Genomic DNA, 17,832 nt, shown 5'->3' on the forward strand with positions numbered 1-17,832 from the left:
GCGACTTCCCGCAATCGGTGCTGTTCTGCTGCGACCACAACGCCGTGCGCTCCCCCATGGCCGAGGGGCTGATGAAAAAGATGTACGGCCAGCGCGCCTATGTGCAGTCAGCCGGCGTCAGGAACGACATGGAGATCGACGGCTTTTCCGTCGCGGTCTGCAAGGAACTGGGGATCGAGCTGTCCCGCCACCGCTCGCGGTCCTTCGAAGAGATGCAGGACTGGGGCGATGACCTGTCGCAGTTCGACCTCATCATCGCGCTGTCCCCGGCCAGCCAGCGCATGGCGCTGGAACTGACCCGATTTCACCACTTGGAAATCGAATACTGGCCGATCCTGGACCCGACCGGCCTCGGCGAGACGCGCGAGGCGAAACTCGCCGCCTACCGCCAGGCGCGGGACCAGATCAAGGCGCGGATGCTGGAACGCTTCGGGCCGCCCACCGAAACCCCCGGGCGCTGACCCGGGGCGCAAGACGGGCCATGTCGCCCAGCCTGCTCGGCCGCGATCCTCGACTGTCCCGCCACGTTCCAGGGCAGGGTGCTCTCGATCCAGCGGACCTGCGCCAGAACGGGCCCCGCGGCCTTGCGCCCCCCGGCCCGCTAGACCTTCGTCTTGCGCGTGAACAGCTTGCGGAACCGGGCCCGGTTGGTCTCGATGAACAGGTCGAACGGCGCGCCCAGCCGCCCGGCCCGGTCCAGCAGGTAGACCACGCCCGCCAGGGATGCCAGCAAAGCGCCCAGCGTGTTGACGATGAAATCGCCCATCGTGTCGGGCAGCCCCGACTTCATCATGTTGAAGCCGAACAGCGTGTCCATCGCATATTCGAAGATCTCCCACAGCACGCCCACGGTCATCGCCAGGCAGAAGGACAGCACCCCCAGCGCCCAAGGCGGGGCGGCATAGCGGTCGCCCTCGAACAGCATGAAGACCAGAAGGAACCCCAGGATCCCGAACCCCATGGCCGAGCCGAAATGCAGCACCAGGTCCCACCACCAGAACCGGTCGTAGAAGTCGTAGACCTCGCCCAGATACAGCGTCGCCAGCACGAAAAGCGCGATGGCGGCCAGGAAACTTGGCGGCAGGTGCAGGCCGACCCGGCTGGCCAGCTTGCCCGGCAGCACCGTCAGCACCAGCGCCACCAGCGTGATGAAAACCGCCGGCAGGACACCGTTCCAGGCCGCCACGACCGCCTCGACCGCCAGCAGCAGCCGGATGCCGGTCAGAACGATGGTCGATGGTGCGGGCACTGCCTTCTCCTTCCGTGGCTGTCGTGGCCTATATTGGGGACATGACCGTCGAGTCCAAGCCCAGCCTGCGCCTCGCCTCCTGGAACATCCACAAAGCGGTGGGAACCGACCGGCGCCGCGATGCCGACCGGGTGCTGGCAGGCATAGCAGCGTTGCAGGCCGATGTCGTCGCGCTGCAAGAGGCCGACTTCCGGCTTGGCGACCGCCCCTCGGCCCTGCCGCGCGACCGCATCGCCGAGGTGACGGGCCTTGACCCCCTGCCGATCGGTCGCAATGCCGTCAGCCTCGGCTGGCATGGCAATGCGCTTCTGGCGCGGCCGGGCATCAGGCTTTGCGGTCTTGACCATCTGGACCTGCCGGGGCACGAGCCGCGCGGCGCGGTGATCGTCGATCTCGACACGCCCCTGCCGCTGCGCGTGGTCGCGGTGCATCTGGGGCTGCTGCGTGCGGCGCGGCGGCGGCAGCTTGATGCGATCAAGGCTGCGTTGCAACGCCATCCGGCGCGGCCCACGGTGATCCTGGGTGATTTCAACGAACATTCCCGCAGCGTCGGGCTGGGACGCATCGCGCAGCCCTTCGCGATCCTGCCAACCGGCCCGACCTTCCCCGCGCGCCGGCCCTTCCTGCCGCTGGACCGGATCGCGCATTCGCACGACCTGGACCTCACCCCGCTCGACCCGCCGTCGGCCCCCGGCCCGCAGCCCTCGGACCACCTGCCGCTGCTGGCCGAGCTGCGCTGGCGCTGACGGGCACTCCCGGCCATGCGATGGCAGCGGATGGCCCTTCTGGCAGGATGTCCCTGCGGTTTCGGGCGCGCGAAGCCTCCTTGCGGCAGCCGTCACCGGCCGCGACCAGAAGTTAAGAATTTCCGAAGGCCCGCGGCCAAATGATTGATTTCAAAGGATCCGGAAGCCTGTCCACGCGCGGACCGATCAGGGAATGATCTCGAAGCGGTCCACATCGACCAGCCCCATGTCGGTGATCTTGAGATGCGGGATCACCGGCAGGGCCAGGAAGGCCAGTTGCAGGAACGGCTCCTCCAGCACTACCCCCAGCGAGCACGCGGCGGCCCGCAGCCGGACAAGATCCTCCCGCACCTCCTCGAAGGATTTCAGGCTCATCAACCCCGCGACGGGCAGGGCCAGTTCGGCCAGCACCCGCCCCCCCTCGACGACGACGAACCCGCCCTCGATCTCCACCAGCCGGTTCGCCGCGATCGCCATGTCCGCGTAGTCCGCCCCCACCACCGCGATGTTGTGATGGTCGTGGCAGACCGTCGATCCGATGGCCCCGCGGCGCAAGCCGAAGCCCTTCACGAACCCCGTCGCCCGGTTCCCGTTCACCCCGTGCCGCTCGATCACCGCGATCTTCACCAGGTCGCGGGCAAGGTCCGGCCGCTTGTCCCCATCCTGGGGCGCGATGTCGAAACTCAGATGTTCGGTGATGATCTTGCCCGGCAGGATGCCGATCACCGGGGTCTCGACCCGGTTGCCCCCGGTGCGGAAGTGCCCCGCCTCGATCCGCGCCGACTTCACCGACCCTCGCGCCACCGGCTCGGTCGTCTCGCGTCCTGCAAAGGCGGCCTCATCGGCCACCACGCCCCCCGCCAGAACCAGGCTCGCATGGCAGCCCTCCAGGCTGTCCACCACCACGATATCCGCCCGCTTGCCCGGCGCGATCAGCCCGCGGTCCTTCAGCCCGAAAGCCTCGGCCGCCGAGAGGCTCGCGACCCGGTAGACCGCCAGCGGCGGCGCGCCGAGGCTGATCGCGGTGCGGATCATGTGGTCGAGATGTCCATGCTCGCCGATGTCCAGCGGGTTCCGGTCATCGGTGCAGAAGGCAAGATAGGGCGAGAACCGTTCGGTCAGCAGCCCCACCAGAGCGTGCAGGTCCTTCGAGACCGACCCTTCCCGGATCAGCACCCGCATTCCCTTGCGCAGCTTTTCCAGCCCCTCGTCGTAGGAGGTCGCCTCATGTTCCGTCCGGATGCCCGTGCTGATATAGCCGTTCAGGTCATTGCCCCGCAAAAGCGGCGCGTGCCCGTCGATGTGGCGGCCCTGAAACGCCTCCAGCTTTTCCATGCAGCCCGGGTCCTGCATCAGCACGCCGGGGTAGTTCATGAACTCGGCCAGACCGATCACCTTGGGGTGGTCCATGAATGGCACCAGGTCCGCAGCCGAAAGCCGCGCGCCGGTCGTCTCCATATGGGTCGAGGGCACGCAGGAGGACAGCTGCACCCGCAGGTCCATCACCAGCTGAGACGCCGCATCAAGGAAATACCGTATCCCCTTCACGCCGCAGACATTCGCGATCTCGTGCGGGTCGCAGATCGCCGTGGTCACGCCGCGGGGGGTGACGCAGCGGTCGAATTCGTGCGGGGTGACGAGCGAGCTTTCCACATGCAGGTGCGTGTCGATGAACCCCGGCACCAGCACGCGGCCCGAGACGTCGATCTCGCGCCTGCCGGAATAGGCTCCGAAGACCCCCACGATGGTGTCGCCGCAGATCGCCACGTCGGTTTCGACCAGATCGCCGGTCATCAGGTCGAAGACCCGCCCGCCTTTGAGCACGAGATCGGCGGGCACCAGACCCCGGCCCTGTTCAATTCTGTCTGACAGCGGTGCTTTCGGCATGGCATTCTCCTTCCCGATCAGGGAACCTGAAAGCGCCCGCGGCGTAAAGAGGCCGCGACCCTGACGGAACGACCCATGCGCCCCCCGATGCGCCCCCCGATGCGCCCCCTGAGCGGCATTGCCCTGAAACTGGCCTCGGTGATGGTGTTCATCGTCATGGCCTCGCTCATCAAGTCCACCGCAAGCCATGTGCCCGCCGGGCAGGCGGTGTTCTTCCGGTCGTTCTGTGCGATACCCGTCATCATGGCCTGGCTGGCCTGGCGGCAGGAGTTGCGGACCGGCCTGAAGACCGTGCAGCCGCTGGGCCATGTCTGGCGCGGCGTGGTGGGGACGATGGCGATGGGCCTCGGATTCGCGGGCCTGGGCTATCTGCCCCTGCCGGAGGTGACGGCGATCGGCTATGCCGCGCCGCTGCTGACGGTGATCTTCGCCGCGATGTTCCTGGGCGAGGAAGTGCGGGCCTTCCGCATCTCGGCGGTGATCCTGGGGATGGTGGGCGTCCTGATCGTGCTGGCCCCGCGCCTGTCCATCGACCCGGGGTCTGCGGGCGTGGCCGAGGCTCTGGGCGCGATGCTGGTCCTGGGCGGGGCGGTCTTTGCGGCCCTGGCGCAGGTCTTCGTCCGCAAGCTGGTGATGACCGAGCAGACCTCGGCCATCGTCTTCTGGTTCTCGGTCACTGCGGCGGTCCTGTCGCTGGTCACGCTGCCGTTCGGCTGGGTCTGGCCCACCCCGCGCGAGGCGGCGATCCTGGTCGGCGCGGGGCTTCTGGGGGGGCTGGGGCAGATCCTGCTCACCTCCAGCTACCGAGAGGCGGATGCGTCGCTGGTGGCGCCTTTCGACTATGCCTCGATGATCTTTGCGCTGGGGATCGGCTATTTCGTCTTTGCCGAGGTGCCGACCTGGCCGATGCTGGGCGGGGCTGCGCTGATCGTGACGGCGGGCATCCTCATCATCTGGCGCGAACGCAAGCTGGGTCTCGAGCGGGCGCGGCAGCGCAAGGCGATGACGCCGCAGGGCTAGTCTCCTCGTTCGCCTTCGTCTCCTCGTCGGTGCTCCCTGCGAGGAGGAGCCGAAGGCGCACGACGAGCCGTCTCAGGCACAGCCGGTCCACCACACGGAGGCCCATCGCCTGCACCGTGACGTCGCGCCAGGACAGCGGCCCGGGCTTGTAGAGCGCCGAGCCAAGCGCGCGCTGCTGTTTTTCCAGAATGCCCACGTCTTCCTTTGCCACCCGTTCCCAGCGGTCGTGGTAGGGCGCGGCCCGTGCCAGGAAGTCCGGCAGGGCCAGCCGGTCCTCGGGGAAGCAGCCGCCGACTTCCAGCAATGTGCGGCTTTCGCTGACCGGGATCGTGTTCAGCCACCACAGGCAATCCTGCGCGACGGCGAACTGGACCGTGGGGAAGATCACGGTGAAATAGGTCCCCATCCGCGCGTCCGCGTCCAGGCCCTCGATCGGCGGAAAGGGCGGCTGGTCGGTGCCCAAGGTGGCGATGGAGCGGCCCGAGATCACGTGGATCGCGATCCAGTCGCCCGTCGTCGCCGGGGACCGTGACTGCTGCGCCCCGACGGTGTCGCGGTGGACGATCCCGGTGTGGTAGGTCTCGACTGCGTTTTCGAGGATCAGTTTCCAGTTGCAGGCGACGTCCAGCGTGACAGCCCAGGTGCAGCGCATCCGGCCCAGCTTGTGGCTGGCCATTCGGTCCGGGAAATCGCCCAGGTGTTTCCGCAGCGACGGTCCGTCGCGGGTGAAGCGGGCGAAGACGAAGCCCTCCCACTGGTCGAGGTCGAGGGCGACCATCCCGTTCTGGACCTTGTCGAAGCCTTCGGCGTCCTTCATGTCCGGGCAGCCGTAGAGGCGGCCGTCGGTCAGGTAGCTCCAGGCGTGGTAGGGGCAGGTGATGCGGCCGCCGGTGTTGCCCCGGCCTTCCAGAAGAATCGAGCCGCGATGGCGGCAGACGTTGGCAAAGCAGCGCAGCCGGTCGTCGCTGCCACGGATCAGGACGATGGGCCCGCCGGGGCTGTCGAAGGCGCGGTAGTCGCCGGGCTGGGGCAAGTCCTCGGCCCGGCACAGGAAGAACCAGTGCTTCAGGAACAGCTTCTCGCGTTCCAGCGCGAAGATCGCCGGATCGGTGTAGAATCCCGCCGGCATGGCCGCGCCCGGTTCAGCGGCTGCCGTGCCGCGGCGATCTCGGTTGTGGCAAGGCTCATCCGGTTCTCCCAGTGTCGGGGGCAAGTCTGCCGCCATTGCGCAGGCTCTGGCAAGCGGCCGCAAGGCGCCCCGGCCAATCCTTACGGGCGCGCGCAGCCCTTGCCGAAGCCGCTGTCGCACAGGGCGATCAGGCGTGTCGTGTCGTCCGCCGTCCAGCCTTCGGGCCGGGTTACCTGAACCCAGGGGCCGATGTAGTCGGGCGCATGGTAGGCGTGGCCATAGCCGCCCGGGACGGAGGTGGACAGTGCCATGTCGAGCGCAAGCTGGAACTGGGTGACGACAGGCATGAAACGCAGATAGGGCGAGACGCCGTCGCCCGGGGCTTCCTGCATCCAGACCGGACGTTTCCAGACCGATAGGGGATCGTAGAAGACGATGGGATCGCTGGGATATTGCAGGAACATGATCCGCATGTCGCCCCAGTCGGATGCGCCAGAGCTGCCGTCCTCGCCCCGGCCCGCATAGCGGATGAAGTTGCCTGTCCCGATCTGTGGTCGCACCCAGGGGCTGCCGGGGTTCCGGCTGCGCTGGACCCGGTTCCAGAAGTCGGACGGGAAGGGCGGGCCGACCCAGAAGGCGCCGTCGATCGGGTCGTCGATGAGGCGGAAGAGATTGGTGGCATGCATCGAAGACCAGGCTCCGAGGCTGAGCCCGTGGACGTAAAGCCGCGGCCTGGCATCGCGCGGCAGGGTTTTCCAGTAGTCATGGATGCGCGCCAGCGTCGCGCCGGCCTGATCGAGCCCGGTCTCGGTCTCGAAGATCAGCGCCAGCGGCGAGTTCAGGTAGGAATACTGCACCGAGACCGTGGCGACATCGCCGCCATGCATGATGTCCAGCGGGTCGAAGGCGCCGGGGTCCATCCAGCCGGTGCCGGTCGGGCTGACCACGACCAGGACCTTGCGGCGAAAGGCATCCAGCCGGATAAGCTCGGCCAGGGCGAGATCGGCGCGCGCCTCGGGCGTTTCGGCATTGGCGCGGCCGACATAGACGCGGATCGGTTGCAGAGCAGGGCGCCCGGTGAAGGCCGCGATGGTCTCGGCATCGGGGCCGGTCATCACGAAGTCGCGGCCGGGCTGGCCCATGCGCTGCCAGTCGATCAGCGACCCCGGCCCGCCGGCCTTGCGTGGGTCGGTCGGTGCAGGCGGGGCGGTGTCGAACAGGTTCTGCGCCGCCTCGAACGAGGTGTCGAGCCCGGACAGCACCCGGTCGAGGATCCCGTCCCGTGTCACCACGATCAGGACGACCAGGACCAGAAGGCCGCCCAGCACGTCGGCACGGCGCGCGGGCATGACCCGCGCCAGACTGCGCCTCACCAGCCGGTAGAAGGCCAGGATCGCCCTGCCGATGCCGTAAAGCACGGCGAACACCGCCAGGGTCAGCGCGAGGATGGTGACGATGCGCGCCTCGGAGACCGGCTCCATCCCCATCCGCGCGCGGAGGTCCTCTTGCCAGAGGTGGCTGTAGATCAGCGCGGCGGCCAGAAGGGCGACCAGAGCGGCAAGCAGGGCCAGCGCGAAGATGCGGCGCGCCCGGCCCCGCAGGACCGGCATTTCGGCAAGGGACCACAGGCCTTCGACGATCCGCCCGCCGAGGTAGCCAAGCGCCAGCACCACGCCGCCCAGCACCCCCTGCATCACCGGTCCGCGCGGGATCAGCGAGGGTGTCAGCGAGGCGGCAACAAATAGAAGTCCAAGCGCAAGACCGGGCAGGGACAGCCGTGATACCCGGTCGGTGGAAGCGGGAAGGGTCGGTTGCATGCCGTCCTCGTCGTAGCCCTTGCTGCGCGTACCCGGTTAGCACAACGCAGATTGCCTGCACAGGGCCGGGTTGTCGGCGCCCCTGTGTCGCGACGGGTGTCAGAACACCTCCTTCACCGCCTCCATCGCGACATAGGTCGAGGTCGAGGCGACATGCGGCAGGGCCGAGATCACCTCGCCCAGCACGCGGCGATAGCTCTGGATATCCGAGGTGCGCACCTTCAGCAGGTAGTCGAAGCTTGAGGCCATCATGTGGCACTGTTCCACCTCGGGCACCGTCAGCACGGCCTTGTTGAACGCCCGCAGCGCCGCCTCGCGCGTGTCCGACAGCCGCACCTCGACGAAGGCCACATGGGCTTGGCCCATCTTGATCGGGTCCAGGATCGCGCGATAGCCGGTGATGATGCCGATTTCCTCCAGCCGCTTCATCCGCGCCTGGGTGGGCGATTTCGACAGGCCGATGCGGCGGGCAAGTTCCACGGCGGCGATGCGGCCCTCGACCTGAAGCACCCGCAGGATGGCAAGGTCGAAACGGTCCAGATCGGTGCGGTCGATTGGCATGCACTTTCCCCCGATTAATCCCCTTTTCGGCTGATTATCACGAAAAGTTCGGGAAAACAGCCTGCAAGTTTGGGTATATTCTGGCCGAAAAGCCAGGTGCCTGTCATGCAAAGCGAAACCGCCCCTTCCGCCTGGTCCGTCATCACGACGGGCACGCTGACCGACGAGACCGCGCTGGTTCAGCGCCTTGTGGCCGAAGCCGCTCTGGACGCGCCAGCCAGGGCCGCCATCGTGGCCCGGGCGGCCGATCTGGTCCGTCGCATCCGGGCCGGCGCGCGCCCCGGGCTAATGGAGGTCTTCCTCGCCGAATACGGTCTGTCCACCGACGAAGGCATCGCGCTGATGTGCCTTGCCGAGGCGCTGCTGCGGGTCCCTGACGCCGAGACGATGGATGCGCTGATCGAGGACAAGATCGCGCCAAGCGACTGGGGGCGGCATCTGGGGAAATCGGCCTCGTCCCTGGTGAACGCCTCGACCTGGGCCTTGATGCTGACCGGCAAGGTGCTGGACGACCGCGAAGGCGGTATCGCGGGCGCCCTGCGCGGCGCGGTGCGGCGTCTGGGCGAGCCGGTGATCCGCACGGCCGTTTCCCGCGCGATGAAGGAGATGGGCCGCAACTTCGTGCTGGGCGAGACCATCGACAAGGCGATGGAGCGCGCCGAAGAGCTTGAATCCAAAGGCTATACCTACAGCTACGACATGCTTGGCGAGGCGGCGCGGACCGAAGCCGACGCGCGGCGCTATCACCTGGCCTATTCCGCCGCGATCACCGCCATCGCGCGGGCGGCCAAGGGCAACGACATCCGCACCAACCCCGGCATCTCGGTCAAGCTGTCTGCTCTGCACCCCCGGTATGAGGTCGCCAAGCGCGACCGCGTGATGGAGGAGCTGGTCCCCCGCGTGCGCGCTCTGGCGACCTTGGCCAAGGCGGCGGGCCTGGGCTTCAACATCGACGCCGAGGAGGCGGACCGTCTGGCGCTGTCGCTGGAGGTGATCGAGGCGACCCTGTCCGACCCTGCGCTGAAGGGCTGGGACGGGTTCGGCGTCGTGGTGCAGGCCTATGGGCGGCGCGCCGGGGCGGTGATCGACTGGCTGCATGCCTTGGCGGGGAAGCTGGATCGCAAGATCATGGTGCGGCTGGTCAAGGGCGCCTATTGGGATGCCGAGGTGAAACGGGCGCAGGTCCTGGGGCTGGAGAGCTTCCCCGTGTTCACCCGCAAGCAGGCGACGGATGTGTCCTACATCGCCAACGCGCGCAAGCTTCTGTCCCTCACCGACCGCATCTACCCCCAGTTCGCCACCCACAACGCCCATACCGTCGCCGCCGTCCTGCACATGGCGGCCGACCTGGGCCTGACGCCGATGGACTACGAATTCCAGCGCCTTCACGGGATGGGCGAGCGGCTGCATGACATCGTGCTGACCGACCACGGCACGCGCTGCCGCATCTATGCGCCGGTGGGCGCGCACCGGGACCTTCTGGCCTATCTCGTCCGCCGTCTGCTGGAAAACGGCGCGAATTCCAGCTTCGTCAACCAGATCGTCGATGAGGACGTGCCCCCGGAAACCGTCGCGGCCTGTCCGCTGACGGCGGTCGAGGGCCTGTCCACGATCCCGAACCCGGTGCTGGCGACCGGCACGGCGCTGTTCGGGGCGCGAAAGAACGCGCGCGGCTGGGACCTGACCGATGCCGCCGATCTCGCCGCCATCGAGGCCGCCCGCGCGCCCTTTGCCGAGGCCCTGATCGATGCGGCGCCCCGGCTGGCCGGTCGGGTCGCGGGCGGCAGGCAACTGGCCGTCCTGAACCCGGCGACCGGCGCGCTGGTCGGCCATGTCACCACGGCGGGCCTGCCGGATGTGGACACCGCGCTGCGCCTGGCCGAGCCCTGGGCCGCCGCACCGGTCGAGCGGGCCACGGTCCTGAACCGCGCCGCCGACCGGCTGGAAGCCGATTTCGGCCGCATCTTCGCGCTTCTCGCGCGGGAGGCGGGCAAGACGCTGGCCGATGCGGTCGCCGAACTGCGCGAGGCGGTGGATTTCCTGCGCTACTACGCCTTGCAGACCGCCCAGCCGCACCCCGCGCGTGGGGTCTTTGCCTGCATCAGCCCGTGGAACTTTCCGCTGGCCATCTTCTGCGGCCAGATCGCTGCTGCACTGGCGGCCGGGAATGCCGTGCTGGCCAAGCCCGCCGAACAGACGCCGCTGATCGCCGCCTTGGCCATCGACCACCTGCTGGCCGCAGGTGTTCCGCCGACCGCGCTGCAACTTCTCCCCGGCGACGGCGCCATCGGCGCGGCGCTGACCCGCGACCCCCGTGTGAACGGGGTGGCCTTCACCGGCTCGACCGAGACCGCGCAGGCGATCCGCCGCGCCATGGCCGACCATCTGGACCCCACCGCGCCGCTGATCGCCGAGACCGGGGGGCTGAATGCGATGCTGGTTGACAGCACCGCCCTGCCGGAACAGGCGGTGCGCGACATCATCGCCTCCAGCTTCCAGTCGGCGGGACAAAGGTGCAGCGCGCTGCGTTGTCTTTATGTGCAGGAGGACATCGCGCAGACCGTGACCGAAATGCTCTTCGGCGCGATGGAGGAGCTGAGCCTTGGCGATCCCTGGGCCTTGGCGACCGACATCGGCCCGGTGATCGATGCCGAGGCGCAGGCTGGCATCCGCGCCTATGTTGATGCCGCCCGCGCCGAGGGTCGGGTCCTGAAAGAGCTGCAGGCGCCGGGGCAGGGGACCTTCGTCGCCCCCACGGTCCTGTCCGTCAGGGGCATTCAGGACATGCCGCGGGAAATCTTCGGGCCGGTCCTGCACATCGCGACCTTCAAGGCGACCGAGATCGACCGGGTGATCGCGGCGATCAACGCCACGGGTTACGGGCTGACCTTCGGGCTGCACAGCCGGATCGACGACCGGGTGCAGCACATCGTCGAGGGCATCCGCGTCGGCAACACCTATGTCAACCGCAACCAGATCGGCGCGGTCGTAGGCTCGCAGCCCTTCGGCGGCGAGGGGCTGTCGGGCACCGGACCCAAGGCGGGCGGGCCGCATTACCTGGCGCGTTTCACCAGGGCCCCGACGCCGGACGCCGTGCCGGACGCCACAACCGTCTCGGCCTCACAGGTGCGTCAGGCCCTTTCCGCCCCCTGGCCCGCCACCGCGCCGCTGACCATGGACATGCCCGGTCCCACGGGCGAATCGAACCGCCTGACGCTTGCCCCCCGTGCGCCGCTATTGTGCCTCGGCCCCGGCCGGGCGGCGGCGCTGGCCGAGGCCGAGGCCGTCCGCAAGCTGGGCGGCCATGCGGTCGAGGCCCCGGGCCTTGCCCCGGAGGCCCTTGCCCGATTGCAAGGATTCTCCGGGGCAATCTGGTGGGGCGAGGCCGAGGCGGGCCGCCCCTTTGCCCAGGCACTGGCCGCGCGACCGGGCCCGATCCTGCCGCTGATCGCCGCACCCGATGCCGCCCATGTGCTTGTGGAACGGCATCTGTGCATCGACACCACGGCCTCGGGCGGCAACGCCCAGCTTCTGGCTGCGGTGGCCGACTCTTGACCAATGACGGCGGATCGGGAAGGGTCAGGCCATGTTTCCGATCCGCGACCACAACCCCTCTGGGCGGACGCCCTATGTCACCTACGCGCTGATCGTGATCAACGTGCTGGTTTTCCTCAGCTATGTCTCGATGTCCGACTGGGATTTGCAGCGGTTCTTCATGACCTGGGGTCTGGTCCCGGCGCGGTTTTCCACCGGCGCGGGGCTGGAGACGCTGTTCACCTCGATGTTCCTGCACGGCGGCTGCATGCATCTGGCGGGCAACATGCTGTTTCTCTGGATCTACGGCGACAACCTTGAAGAAGAGATGGGCCATCTGGGCTATCTGGTCTTCTACCTTGCCTGCGGCGCGGCGGCAGGCCTGGCCCAGGCGCTGCCCGATCCGGGCTCGCCGATCCCCATGGTCGGTGCCTCGGGCGCGATTGCGGGGGTGATGGGGGGCTATCTTCTGCTGTTCCCCAAGGCCAAGGTGGATGTGCTGTTCATCTTCATCATCTTCTTCCGCATCTTCGCCATCCCCGCATGGATCGTGCTGGGCCTGTGGTTGGGCATCCAGATCTTCTCGGGCGTCTCGACCCCTTCGGATGCAGGCGGGGTGGCCTATTGGGCCCATGTCGGCGGCTTTGTCGCGGGGCTGGTCCTGACCCTTCCGGTCTGGCTTCGGCGCGGCGGGCAGGACTACTGGCGCAAGACCCAGGGCCATCCGCCCCATCCCGAGACCCGGTTCGAGGCCGCGCGGTCGAACGTCCCCCTGATCCGCCGCCGGCGCTGATCTTCCGGACCAGACCGCGAAACCGGCCGGCCACAGGCGCCGACTGCCGAAGCCCATGGACCCAAAGCCGCCACAATCCCGCGATTCCGGACCGGATTTTTGCCGATTTTTCATTGACTGATGTGCAGGAGCGGGAATGCTGCCCGTGATTGGTGAAGGTATTCGGAGGTTTCCATGCGCCGCCATTTTGCCGCGCTTGCCCTGGTTCTGGCGCTCGTGCCGGGACAAGCCCTTGCAGAGCGGGTTCTTGCCCGTGTCTCGATTTCTTCGCAGACCATGAAAGTCTACCACGAGGGGCGGCACTTGTTCACCTGGCCGGTCTCGACGGCGAAGCCGGGCAAGATCACCCCCACCGGCACCTATGCGCCCGAATTCCTGTCGAAGAACCACCGCTCGCGGCGCTACAACAACGCGCCGATGCCCTTTGCGATCTTCTATGACGGCCATTACGCGATCCACGGCACCGATCAGATCAGGCATCTGGGCGCGCCGGCCAGCCGCGGCTGCGTCCGGCTGCATCCAGACAACGCGAAAATCCTGTTCAACATGGTGAAGGCCGAGGGGATGGAAAACATGCGCGTGGTGATCGTCCCGTAACGGCTCGCCCCCTTCCTTTCCCGCCCCCGACCCGCTATAGCGCCGGGCCTGGAACGACGTGGAGCGGACGCATGCAGGGCTCGGCCAACCTCAACCTGATGATCAAGGCCGCGCGCAAGGCGGGGCGCAGCCTCGTCAAGGATTTCCGCGAGGTGGAAAACCTCCAGGTCTCGACCAAGGGGCCGGGAGATTTCGTGTCCAGGGCCGACCGCGAGGCGGAGCGGCTGATCAAGGAAGAGCTTCTGGGTGGGCGGCCGACCTATGGCTGGCTGGGCGAGGAAACCGGGGGCGCGGCAGGGGCCGACCCGACCCGGCGCTGGATCGTCGATCCGCTGGACGGGACGACGAACTTCCTGCACGGGATGCCGCACTGGGCGGTGTCGATCGCGCTGGAGCACAAGGGCGAGATCGTGTCCGCCGTGGTCTATGACCCCGCGAAGGACGAGATGTTCTGGGCCGAGAAGGGCGCGGGATGCTGGCTGAACGACAACCGCCGGCTGCGCGTCTCGGCCCGCCGCGCAATGCATGAGGCGGTGTTCGCGACCGGCGTGCCCTTCGGGGCCAAGTCCACGCTGCCGGCGATGCTGAAGGATCTTGGCCGGCTGATGCCTGCCTGTGCCGGGGTGCGGCGCTGGGGTGCGGCGGCGCTGGACCTGGCCTATGTCGCGGCAGGCCGGTTCGACGGTTACTGGGAGCGGGAACTGTCCGCCTGGGACGTGGCCGCCGGGGTGCTGCTGGTCAGGGAGGCCGGCGGCCTGGTCGAGGGCCTGCGCGCCGGCACCGACCCTCTGGATGGTGCCCTGATCGCGGCGAATGACGCGCTGTTCAAGCCGCTGGCGGACACGCTGCGCGCCTGACGCCTCCTCGTGCGACTGCGTCTTCTCGTCGGCACGCCCCGGCGACGGGCGGCGGTGCATCATCGGATCCAGAGCCCCTCGCGCTTGAGCCGGTTGCGGATCATCTGTTCGCGGCGCGGCAGGTCGGCGCGGTCGAACAGGGCCCGCGCCCGGGCTCCTTCGCCCTGGATCACCATGCGCTTGAACGCGCCCCAGTGGCGCAGGACAGGGCGAAGCTCGGGGTCCGAACCCAGCCGTTCCAGCACCTGCACCACCCGGTCGTCTTCGCGGGCGTAGAGAAGCGGCAGGGTCCGGTAGTGGCAGGTGGCCGCGCCGTCCAGCGCCGCAAGCTCCGGCCCCGGCCGGCCGCCGCCGAAGGAGTGGATCACCAGCGGCAGGGCGATCTGGTCGAGCCAGGGGTAGAGTTCCTGGCAGACCAGTTCCTCGGGCGGGGCATCGCGGATTTCCCGGGCGAAGTCGAGGAAACGGTTGCCGAAGGCGCGCGGGCTTTCATGGAAGAACCAGCCCGCGTTGAAGTAGAGAAAGCGCTGCCAGTAGTCCTCGGGCTGGGTGGTGTCCCAGGAGCTTGCGAAATCCAGCCCGAAGCGGTCGTAAAGCGCCTGCCAGGTCTGGGTGGCGGTGGGGCCGTAGAGTTCGACCTTCGGCCAGGTGTTCTCGCGCCGCATCGAGGCGGAGGGGCGGGAGAAATCGAACGGGATGGCGCTGAGCGGCCCGGTGACCAGGGTGTCGGTATCGAGGAAGAGGAAGGGCGCCTCGGGCAGGGCGGCCAGCGCCTCGATCTTGTTGCCGTGCGGGTAGTCCGAGCCGAAGGCGCGGGTCTCGAAGGGCAGGATCTGCGCGCCAAGCCCGGTCAGCACCTTGCGCGTCCGGTCCGAGATGCGCGGATCGCCCTGCCATTTCGGGCCGGGCTGGGGTTCGGCAAGGAAGAGCGTGCCCGGGAAGCCCGGGTCCGACAGGCGCAGCGAGGCAGCCAGCAGGATGGCCTCGTGTTCCAACCGACCGGCCTGGACGACGGCGATGAGATTGAAGCTCATGACGGCGAAAGGCGCAGCGACAGGCAGGACATGCCGCCGTCAAGTTTCGCGCATTCGGAATTGCCGATTTCCTGCACCGTGATACCGGTGGCGAGGATGGCATCGCGGGTGCGGGGAAAGCCCGCGGGCACAAGCACCAGATCGTTGAAGCGGATCGTGTTGGCGGCGGCCTCCTCGCCTTCGGGGACGTCGATCACCCGGTAGCCGGCAAGGCAGCCCGAGGCCGACAGACGCCTTGTCGACAGCACCGTGTCGGCGTCGAGAAGCGAGCAGTCGGTCTTGAAGTGCAGGACACCGGTGGGTGTCTGCACCTCGCGGACGGAGTGGCCCCAGGGCGCGACAAGGCGGGTCAGTTCGGCGATCCCGGCCGCGTTGCTGCGGGCCGAGCGGCCGACCAGGATCTCGCGGCCGGTCACCAGGATATCGCCCCCTTCGATGAAGCTGTCAGGCTGGGTGATGGCGACGACCTCGGAATAGAGCGCGCGCAGATGCGGGGCCATTTCGTCCGCCTCGCCCAGGCGCGAGGGGGTTCCGGGCCGCATCACGACCGCGCCTTGCGGCAGGCAAAGCGCGGTGTCCTCGACAAACACGCTGTCGGGATAGGTTTCCAGCGGCGACAGTTCCACGACGGTCGCCCCGGTGCCTTTCAGCGCCGCAACATAGGCGTCGTGGTGGGACTGCATCCGCGCGAGGTCCGGGTTGCCGGTATCCACCGCGCGCAGGCCGCAGACGATCGAGCCCGAGGGGCGGCGGGTGATGGCATGGGTGAAATGGGTGGCGAAGGACATGGTGACCCCGGTCTTGGCAAAGGATGTCGCATCCCGCGGGGGCCTTCGCAAGGGGGATGGGACAGGCGGCGCTGATGGGCGCGCGCAACGCACAACGGCCGGGCGGTGCCTGCGTGCAGTCAAGCTGTAGCGACGGATGGTCCCGCGCAGGTGGTGGCGGTGCTTGCCTGGCCGATCCCGGCTGCGGGCCGGCCCCGGACAGTTGCGTTTCACCATTTCCCGGGAATGGTGGGCGACCCTGGAATCGAACCAGGCATGGGTCTCCCCGGGGGAGTTACAGTCCCCTGCCGCACCTTGCAGCTCGTCGCCCGCCGGGGGTCCGTCTACTCAAGGGGGCAGGGGGCGTCAAGGGAGAAGGGACAAGATTTCGGCTTGCATAAGGGGTCGGCGGCGCGCAATGGTCCGGGCTGGTTTGCGATGGGTTCGGACATGGCGGCAGGCAGCAGGAAACCGGCCTGGGTGGTGGAAAAGGAGCGGGGAGAGCGGCGCGAGGCGCGCGAGACCGTCTGGCTGTTCGGCCTGCATGCTGTGCGCGACGCGCTGATGAACCCCCGGCGCGAAAAGCTGCGGCTGGTCGTCACCAAGAATGCGCTGGACAAGCTGGAGGCGGCGGTTGCGGCCTCGGGGATGGTGCCGGAGGTTGTGGAGCCGCGGCGGTTCCGGGTGCCGATCGACGAAGGCTCGGTTCACCAGGGGGCGGCGATCGAAGTGCGGCCCCTGAACTGGGGAAGGTTCGGCGATATCTGCGCGGCGGGCGAGGGGCTGCCGCTGGTCGTCCTGCTGGACCGGGTGACCGACCCGCACAATGTGGGCGCCATCCTGCGCTCGGCCGAGGTCTTCGGGGCGCGGGCGGTCATCGCGCCCAGGCATCATTCGGCGCCCGAGACCGGGGCCCTGGCCAAGACGGCCAGCGGTGCGTTGGAGCGGCAGCCCTATCTGCGGGTGACGAACCTGGCCGAGGCGATGACGGCGCTGAAAGACATGGGGTTCATCCTGATCGGGCTGGACGGGGCGGCAGAACTCACGCTGGCCGAGGCGGTGGCCGGGGCGAACGGTCGGCCCGTCGGGCTGGTCCTGGGGGCAGAGGGTCCGGGCCTGCGCGAAAAGACACGCGAGACCTGCGACCACCTTGCGCGCATCCCCTTTGCGGGGTCGTTCGGCAGCCTGAATGTGTCGAATGCGGCGGCTGTGGCGCTCTATGCGGCGACGCGCGGATGATCACGTCTTTGAGACAGGCCTACAAACCCGGACGCCGGTTCCTACATCCTATAACAGAGGCACGGGACCGGAACCCCGTACTTCTCTTCACTGTCCCTCGTTCCGCGACTTGGCGCCCGGGGTTCTCCTTGGGCGCCATTTTCTTGCCGCAGCAGGTCGTTTTCATGCCGTCAAGGAGATCTCATGCCCAGCGACGCCGATATCCGTGACATCCTGACATCCGTGAAGACCATCGCGGTGGTAGGCTGGTCGCCCAAGCCGGACCGGCCAAGCCACCGTGTCGCCGCCTATCTGAAGGGCAAGGGCTATCGGGTGATCCCGGTCAACCCGGGCCATGCCGGCCAGAAGGCGCTGGGCGAGACGGTGGTGGCGACGCTGGCCGAGGCGGGGCCGGTGGATATGGTGGACATCTTCCGCCGCAGCGAGGAAGCGGGCGCTGTGGCGGACGAGGCGGTGCGGATCGGAGCGAAGGTCGTCTGGATGCAGATCGGCGTGGTGGACGAAGCGGCGGCGTCGCGCGCGCGCAATGCGGGGCTGCGGGTGGTGATGAACCGCTGCCCGGCGATCGAGATCCCGCATCTGGGTTTGTAAGCCGCGACAAA

At 68.1% G+C, this 17,832-nt stretch carries 16 protein-coding genes and 1 tRNA gene; 9 read left to right on the top strand and 8 right to left on the bottom strand.

The window, feature by feature from the left end; translation table 11 throughout:
- Nucleotides 1-56: 56 nt before the first annotated feature.
- Nucleotides 57-461, top strand: a complete 405-nt coding sequence (locus G8O29_RS09750) for an arsenate-mycothiol transferase ArsC (RefSeq protein WP_242679046.1) — start codon at nucleotides 57-59, stop codon at nucleotides 459-461.
- A 140-nt stretch (nucleotides 462-601) separates the two neighbouring features.
- Here the strand turns inward: G8O29_RS09750 and G8O29_RS09755 are convergent, their stop codons facing one another.
- On the bottom strand, nucleotides 602-1,249 hold the full coding sequence (locus G8O29_RS09755) for a DUF2238 domain-containing protein (RefSeq protein ID WP_166403047.1): 648 nt from the start codon (nucleotides 1,247-1,249) through the stop codon (nucleotides 602-604).
- 41 nt (nucleotides 1,250-1,290) lie between these two features.
- Here G8O29_RS09755 and G8O29_RS09760 point away from each other — a divergent pair, with 41 nt between their 5' ends.
- Nucleotides 1,291-1,995, top strand: coding sequence for an endonuclease/exonuclease/phosphatase family protein (locus G8O29_RS09760; RefSeq protein ID WP_166403048.1), 705 nt, complete (start codon nucleotides 1,291-1,293; stop codon nucleotides 1,993-1,995).
- Nucleotides 1,996-2,181: 186 nt separating this feature from the next.
- On the opposite strand, the gene ade is transcribed toward G8O29_RS09760, so the two are convergent.
- Complete coding sequence (gene ade / locus G8O29_RS09765) at nucleotides 2,182-3,882, bottom strand: adenine deaminase (protein WP_166403049.1); 1,701 nt, start codon at nucleotides 3,880-3,882, stop codon at nucleotides 2,182-2,184.
- Nucleotides 3,883-3,981: 99 nt separating this feature from the next.
- On the opposite strand from ade, the gene G8O29_RS09770 reads away from it, so the two are divergent.
- Nucleotides 3,982-4,902 carry a DMT family transporter gene (locus G8O29_RS09770; RefSeq protein WP_166403050.1) on the top strand — a complete coding sequence of 307 codons (921 nt, stop codon included), beginning with the start codon at nucleotides 3,982-3,984 and terminating at the stop codon, nucleotides 4,900-4,902.
- Here the strand turns inward: G8O29_RS09770 and G8O29_RS09775 are convergent.
- The 3 genes from G8O29_RS09775 to G8O29_RS09785 form a co-directional block, all read right to left on the bottom strand.
- A complete protein-coding gene (locus tag G8O29_RS09775; RefSeq protein ID WP_166403051.1) occupies nucleotides 4,832-6,031 on the bottom strand; it encodes an aromatic ring-hydroxylating oxygenase subunit alpha in 1,200 nt (399 codons plus the stop codon). The genes G8O29_RS09770 and G8O29_RS09775 overlap by 71 nt on opposite strands.
- Nucleotides 6,032-6,171: 140 nt before the next feature.
- On the bottom strand, nucleotides 6,172-7,848 hold the full coding sequence (locus G8O29_RS09780; RefSeq protein ID WP_166403052.1) for an alpha/beta hydrolase: 1,677 nt from the start codon (nucleotides 7,846-7,848) through the stop codon (nucleotides 6,172-6,174).
- Between the two features lie 99 nt (nucleotides 7,849-7,947).
- On the bottom strand, nucleotides 7,948-8,409 hold the full coding sequence (locus G8O29_RS09785) for an Lrp/AsnC family transcriptional regulator (protein ID WP_166403053.1): 462 nt from the start codon (nucleotides 8,407-8,409) through the stop codon (nucleotides 7,948-7,950).
- 105 nt (nucleotides 8,410-8,514) lie between these two features.
- On the opposite strand from G8O29_RS09785, the gene putA reads away from it, so the two are divergent.
- The 4 genes from putA (at nucleotide 8,515) to G8O29_RS09805 (ending at nucleotide 14,190) form a co-directional block, all read left to right on the top strand.
- Nucleotides 8,515-11,964: a bifunctional proline dehydrogenase/L-glutamate gamma-semialdehyde dehydrogenase PutA gene (putA, locus tag G8O29_RS09790; protein WP_166403054.1), complete on the top strand. Its 3,450-nt coding sequence runs from the start codon at nucleotides 8,515-8,517 to the stop codon at nucleotides 11,962-11,964.
- A gap of 31 nt (nucleotides 11,965-11,995) precedes the next feature.
- Complete coding sequence (locus G8O29_RS09795; protein WP_166403055.1) at nucleotides 11,996-12,736, top strand: rhomboid family intramembrane serine protease; 741 nt, start codon at nucleotides 11,996-11,998, stop codon at nucleotides 12,734-12,736.
- Between the two features lie 174 nt (nucleotides 12,737-12,910).
- Complete coding sequence (locus tag G8O29_RS09800; RefSeq protein WP_166403056.1) at nucleotides 12,911-13,333, top strand: L,D-transpeptidase; 423 nt, start codon at nucleotides 12,911-12,913, stop codon at nucleotides 13,331-13,333.
- Nucleotides 13,334-13,404: 71 nt separating this feature from the next.
- Complete coding sequence (locus G8O29_RS09805; RefSeq protein ID WP_166403057.1) at nucleotides 13,405-14,190, top strand: inositol monophosphatase family protein; 786 nt, start codon at nucleotides 13,405-13,407, stop codon at nucleotides 14,188-14,190.
- Nucleotides 14,191-14,249: 59 nt separating this feature from the next.
- On the opposite strand, the gene G8O29_RS09810 is transcribed toward G8O29_RS09805, so the two are convergent.
- From G8O29_RS09810 to G8O29_RS09820, 3 genes are all read right to left on the bottom strand, one after another.
- Nucleotides 14,250-15,224, bottom strand: coding sequence for a GT-B fold glycosyltransferase domain-containing protein (locus G8O29_RS09810; protein WP_166403058.1), 975 nt, complete (start codon nucleotides 15,222-15,224; stop codon nucleotides 14,250-14,252).
- Nucleotides 15,221-16,012, bottom strand: coding sequence for a dimethylarginine dimethylaminohydrolase family protein (locus G8O29_RS09815; protein ID WP_166403059.1), 792 nt, complete (start codon nucleotides 16,010-16,012; stop codon nucleotides 15,221-15,223). The genes G8O29_RS09810 and G8O29_RS09815 overlap by 4 nt, the downstream gene beginning before the upstream one ends.
- 226 nt (nucleotides 16,013-16,238) lie before the next feature.
- Nucleotides 16,239-16,322 (bottom strand) — tRNA-Tyr (locus G8O29_RS09820).
- Between the two features lie 119 nt (nucleotides 16,323-16,441).
- Here G8O29_RS09820 and rlmB point away from each other — a divergent pair.
- Both rlmB and G8O29_RS09830 read left to right on the top strand, forming a co-directional pair.
- The gene (gene rlmB, locus G8O29_RS09825; RefSeq protein WP_166403060.1) at nucleotides 16,442-17,230 is read left to right on the top strand and encodes a 23S rRNA (guanosine(2251)-2'-O)-methyltransferase RlmB; all 789 of its coding nucleotides are present in this window, start codon (nucleotides 16,442-16,444) and stop codon (nucleotides 17,228-17,230) included.
- 183 nt (nucleotides 17,231-17,413) lie between these two features.
- Nucleotides 17,414-17,821 carry a CoA-binding protein gene (locus G8O29_RS09830; RefSeq protein ID WP_166403061.1) on the top strand — a complete coding sequence of 136 codons (408 nt, stop codon included), beginning with the start codon at nucleotides 17,414-17,416 and terminating at the stop codon, nucleotides 17,819-17,821.
- Nucleotides 17,822-17,832 lie beyond the last annotated feature (11 nt).

The organism is Rhodobacter calidifons, from assembly GCF_011174775.1.
Lineage (GTDB): Bacteria > Pseudomonadota > Alphaproteobacteria > Rhodobacterales > Rhodobacteraceae > Tabrizicola > Tabrizicola calidifons.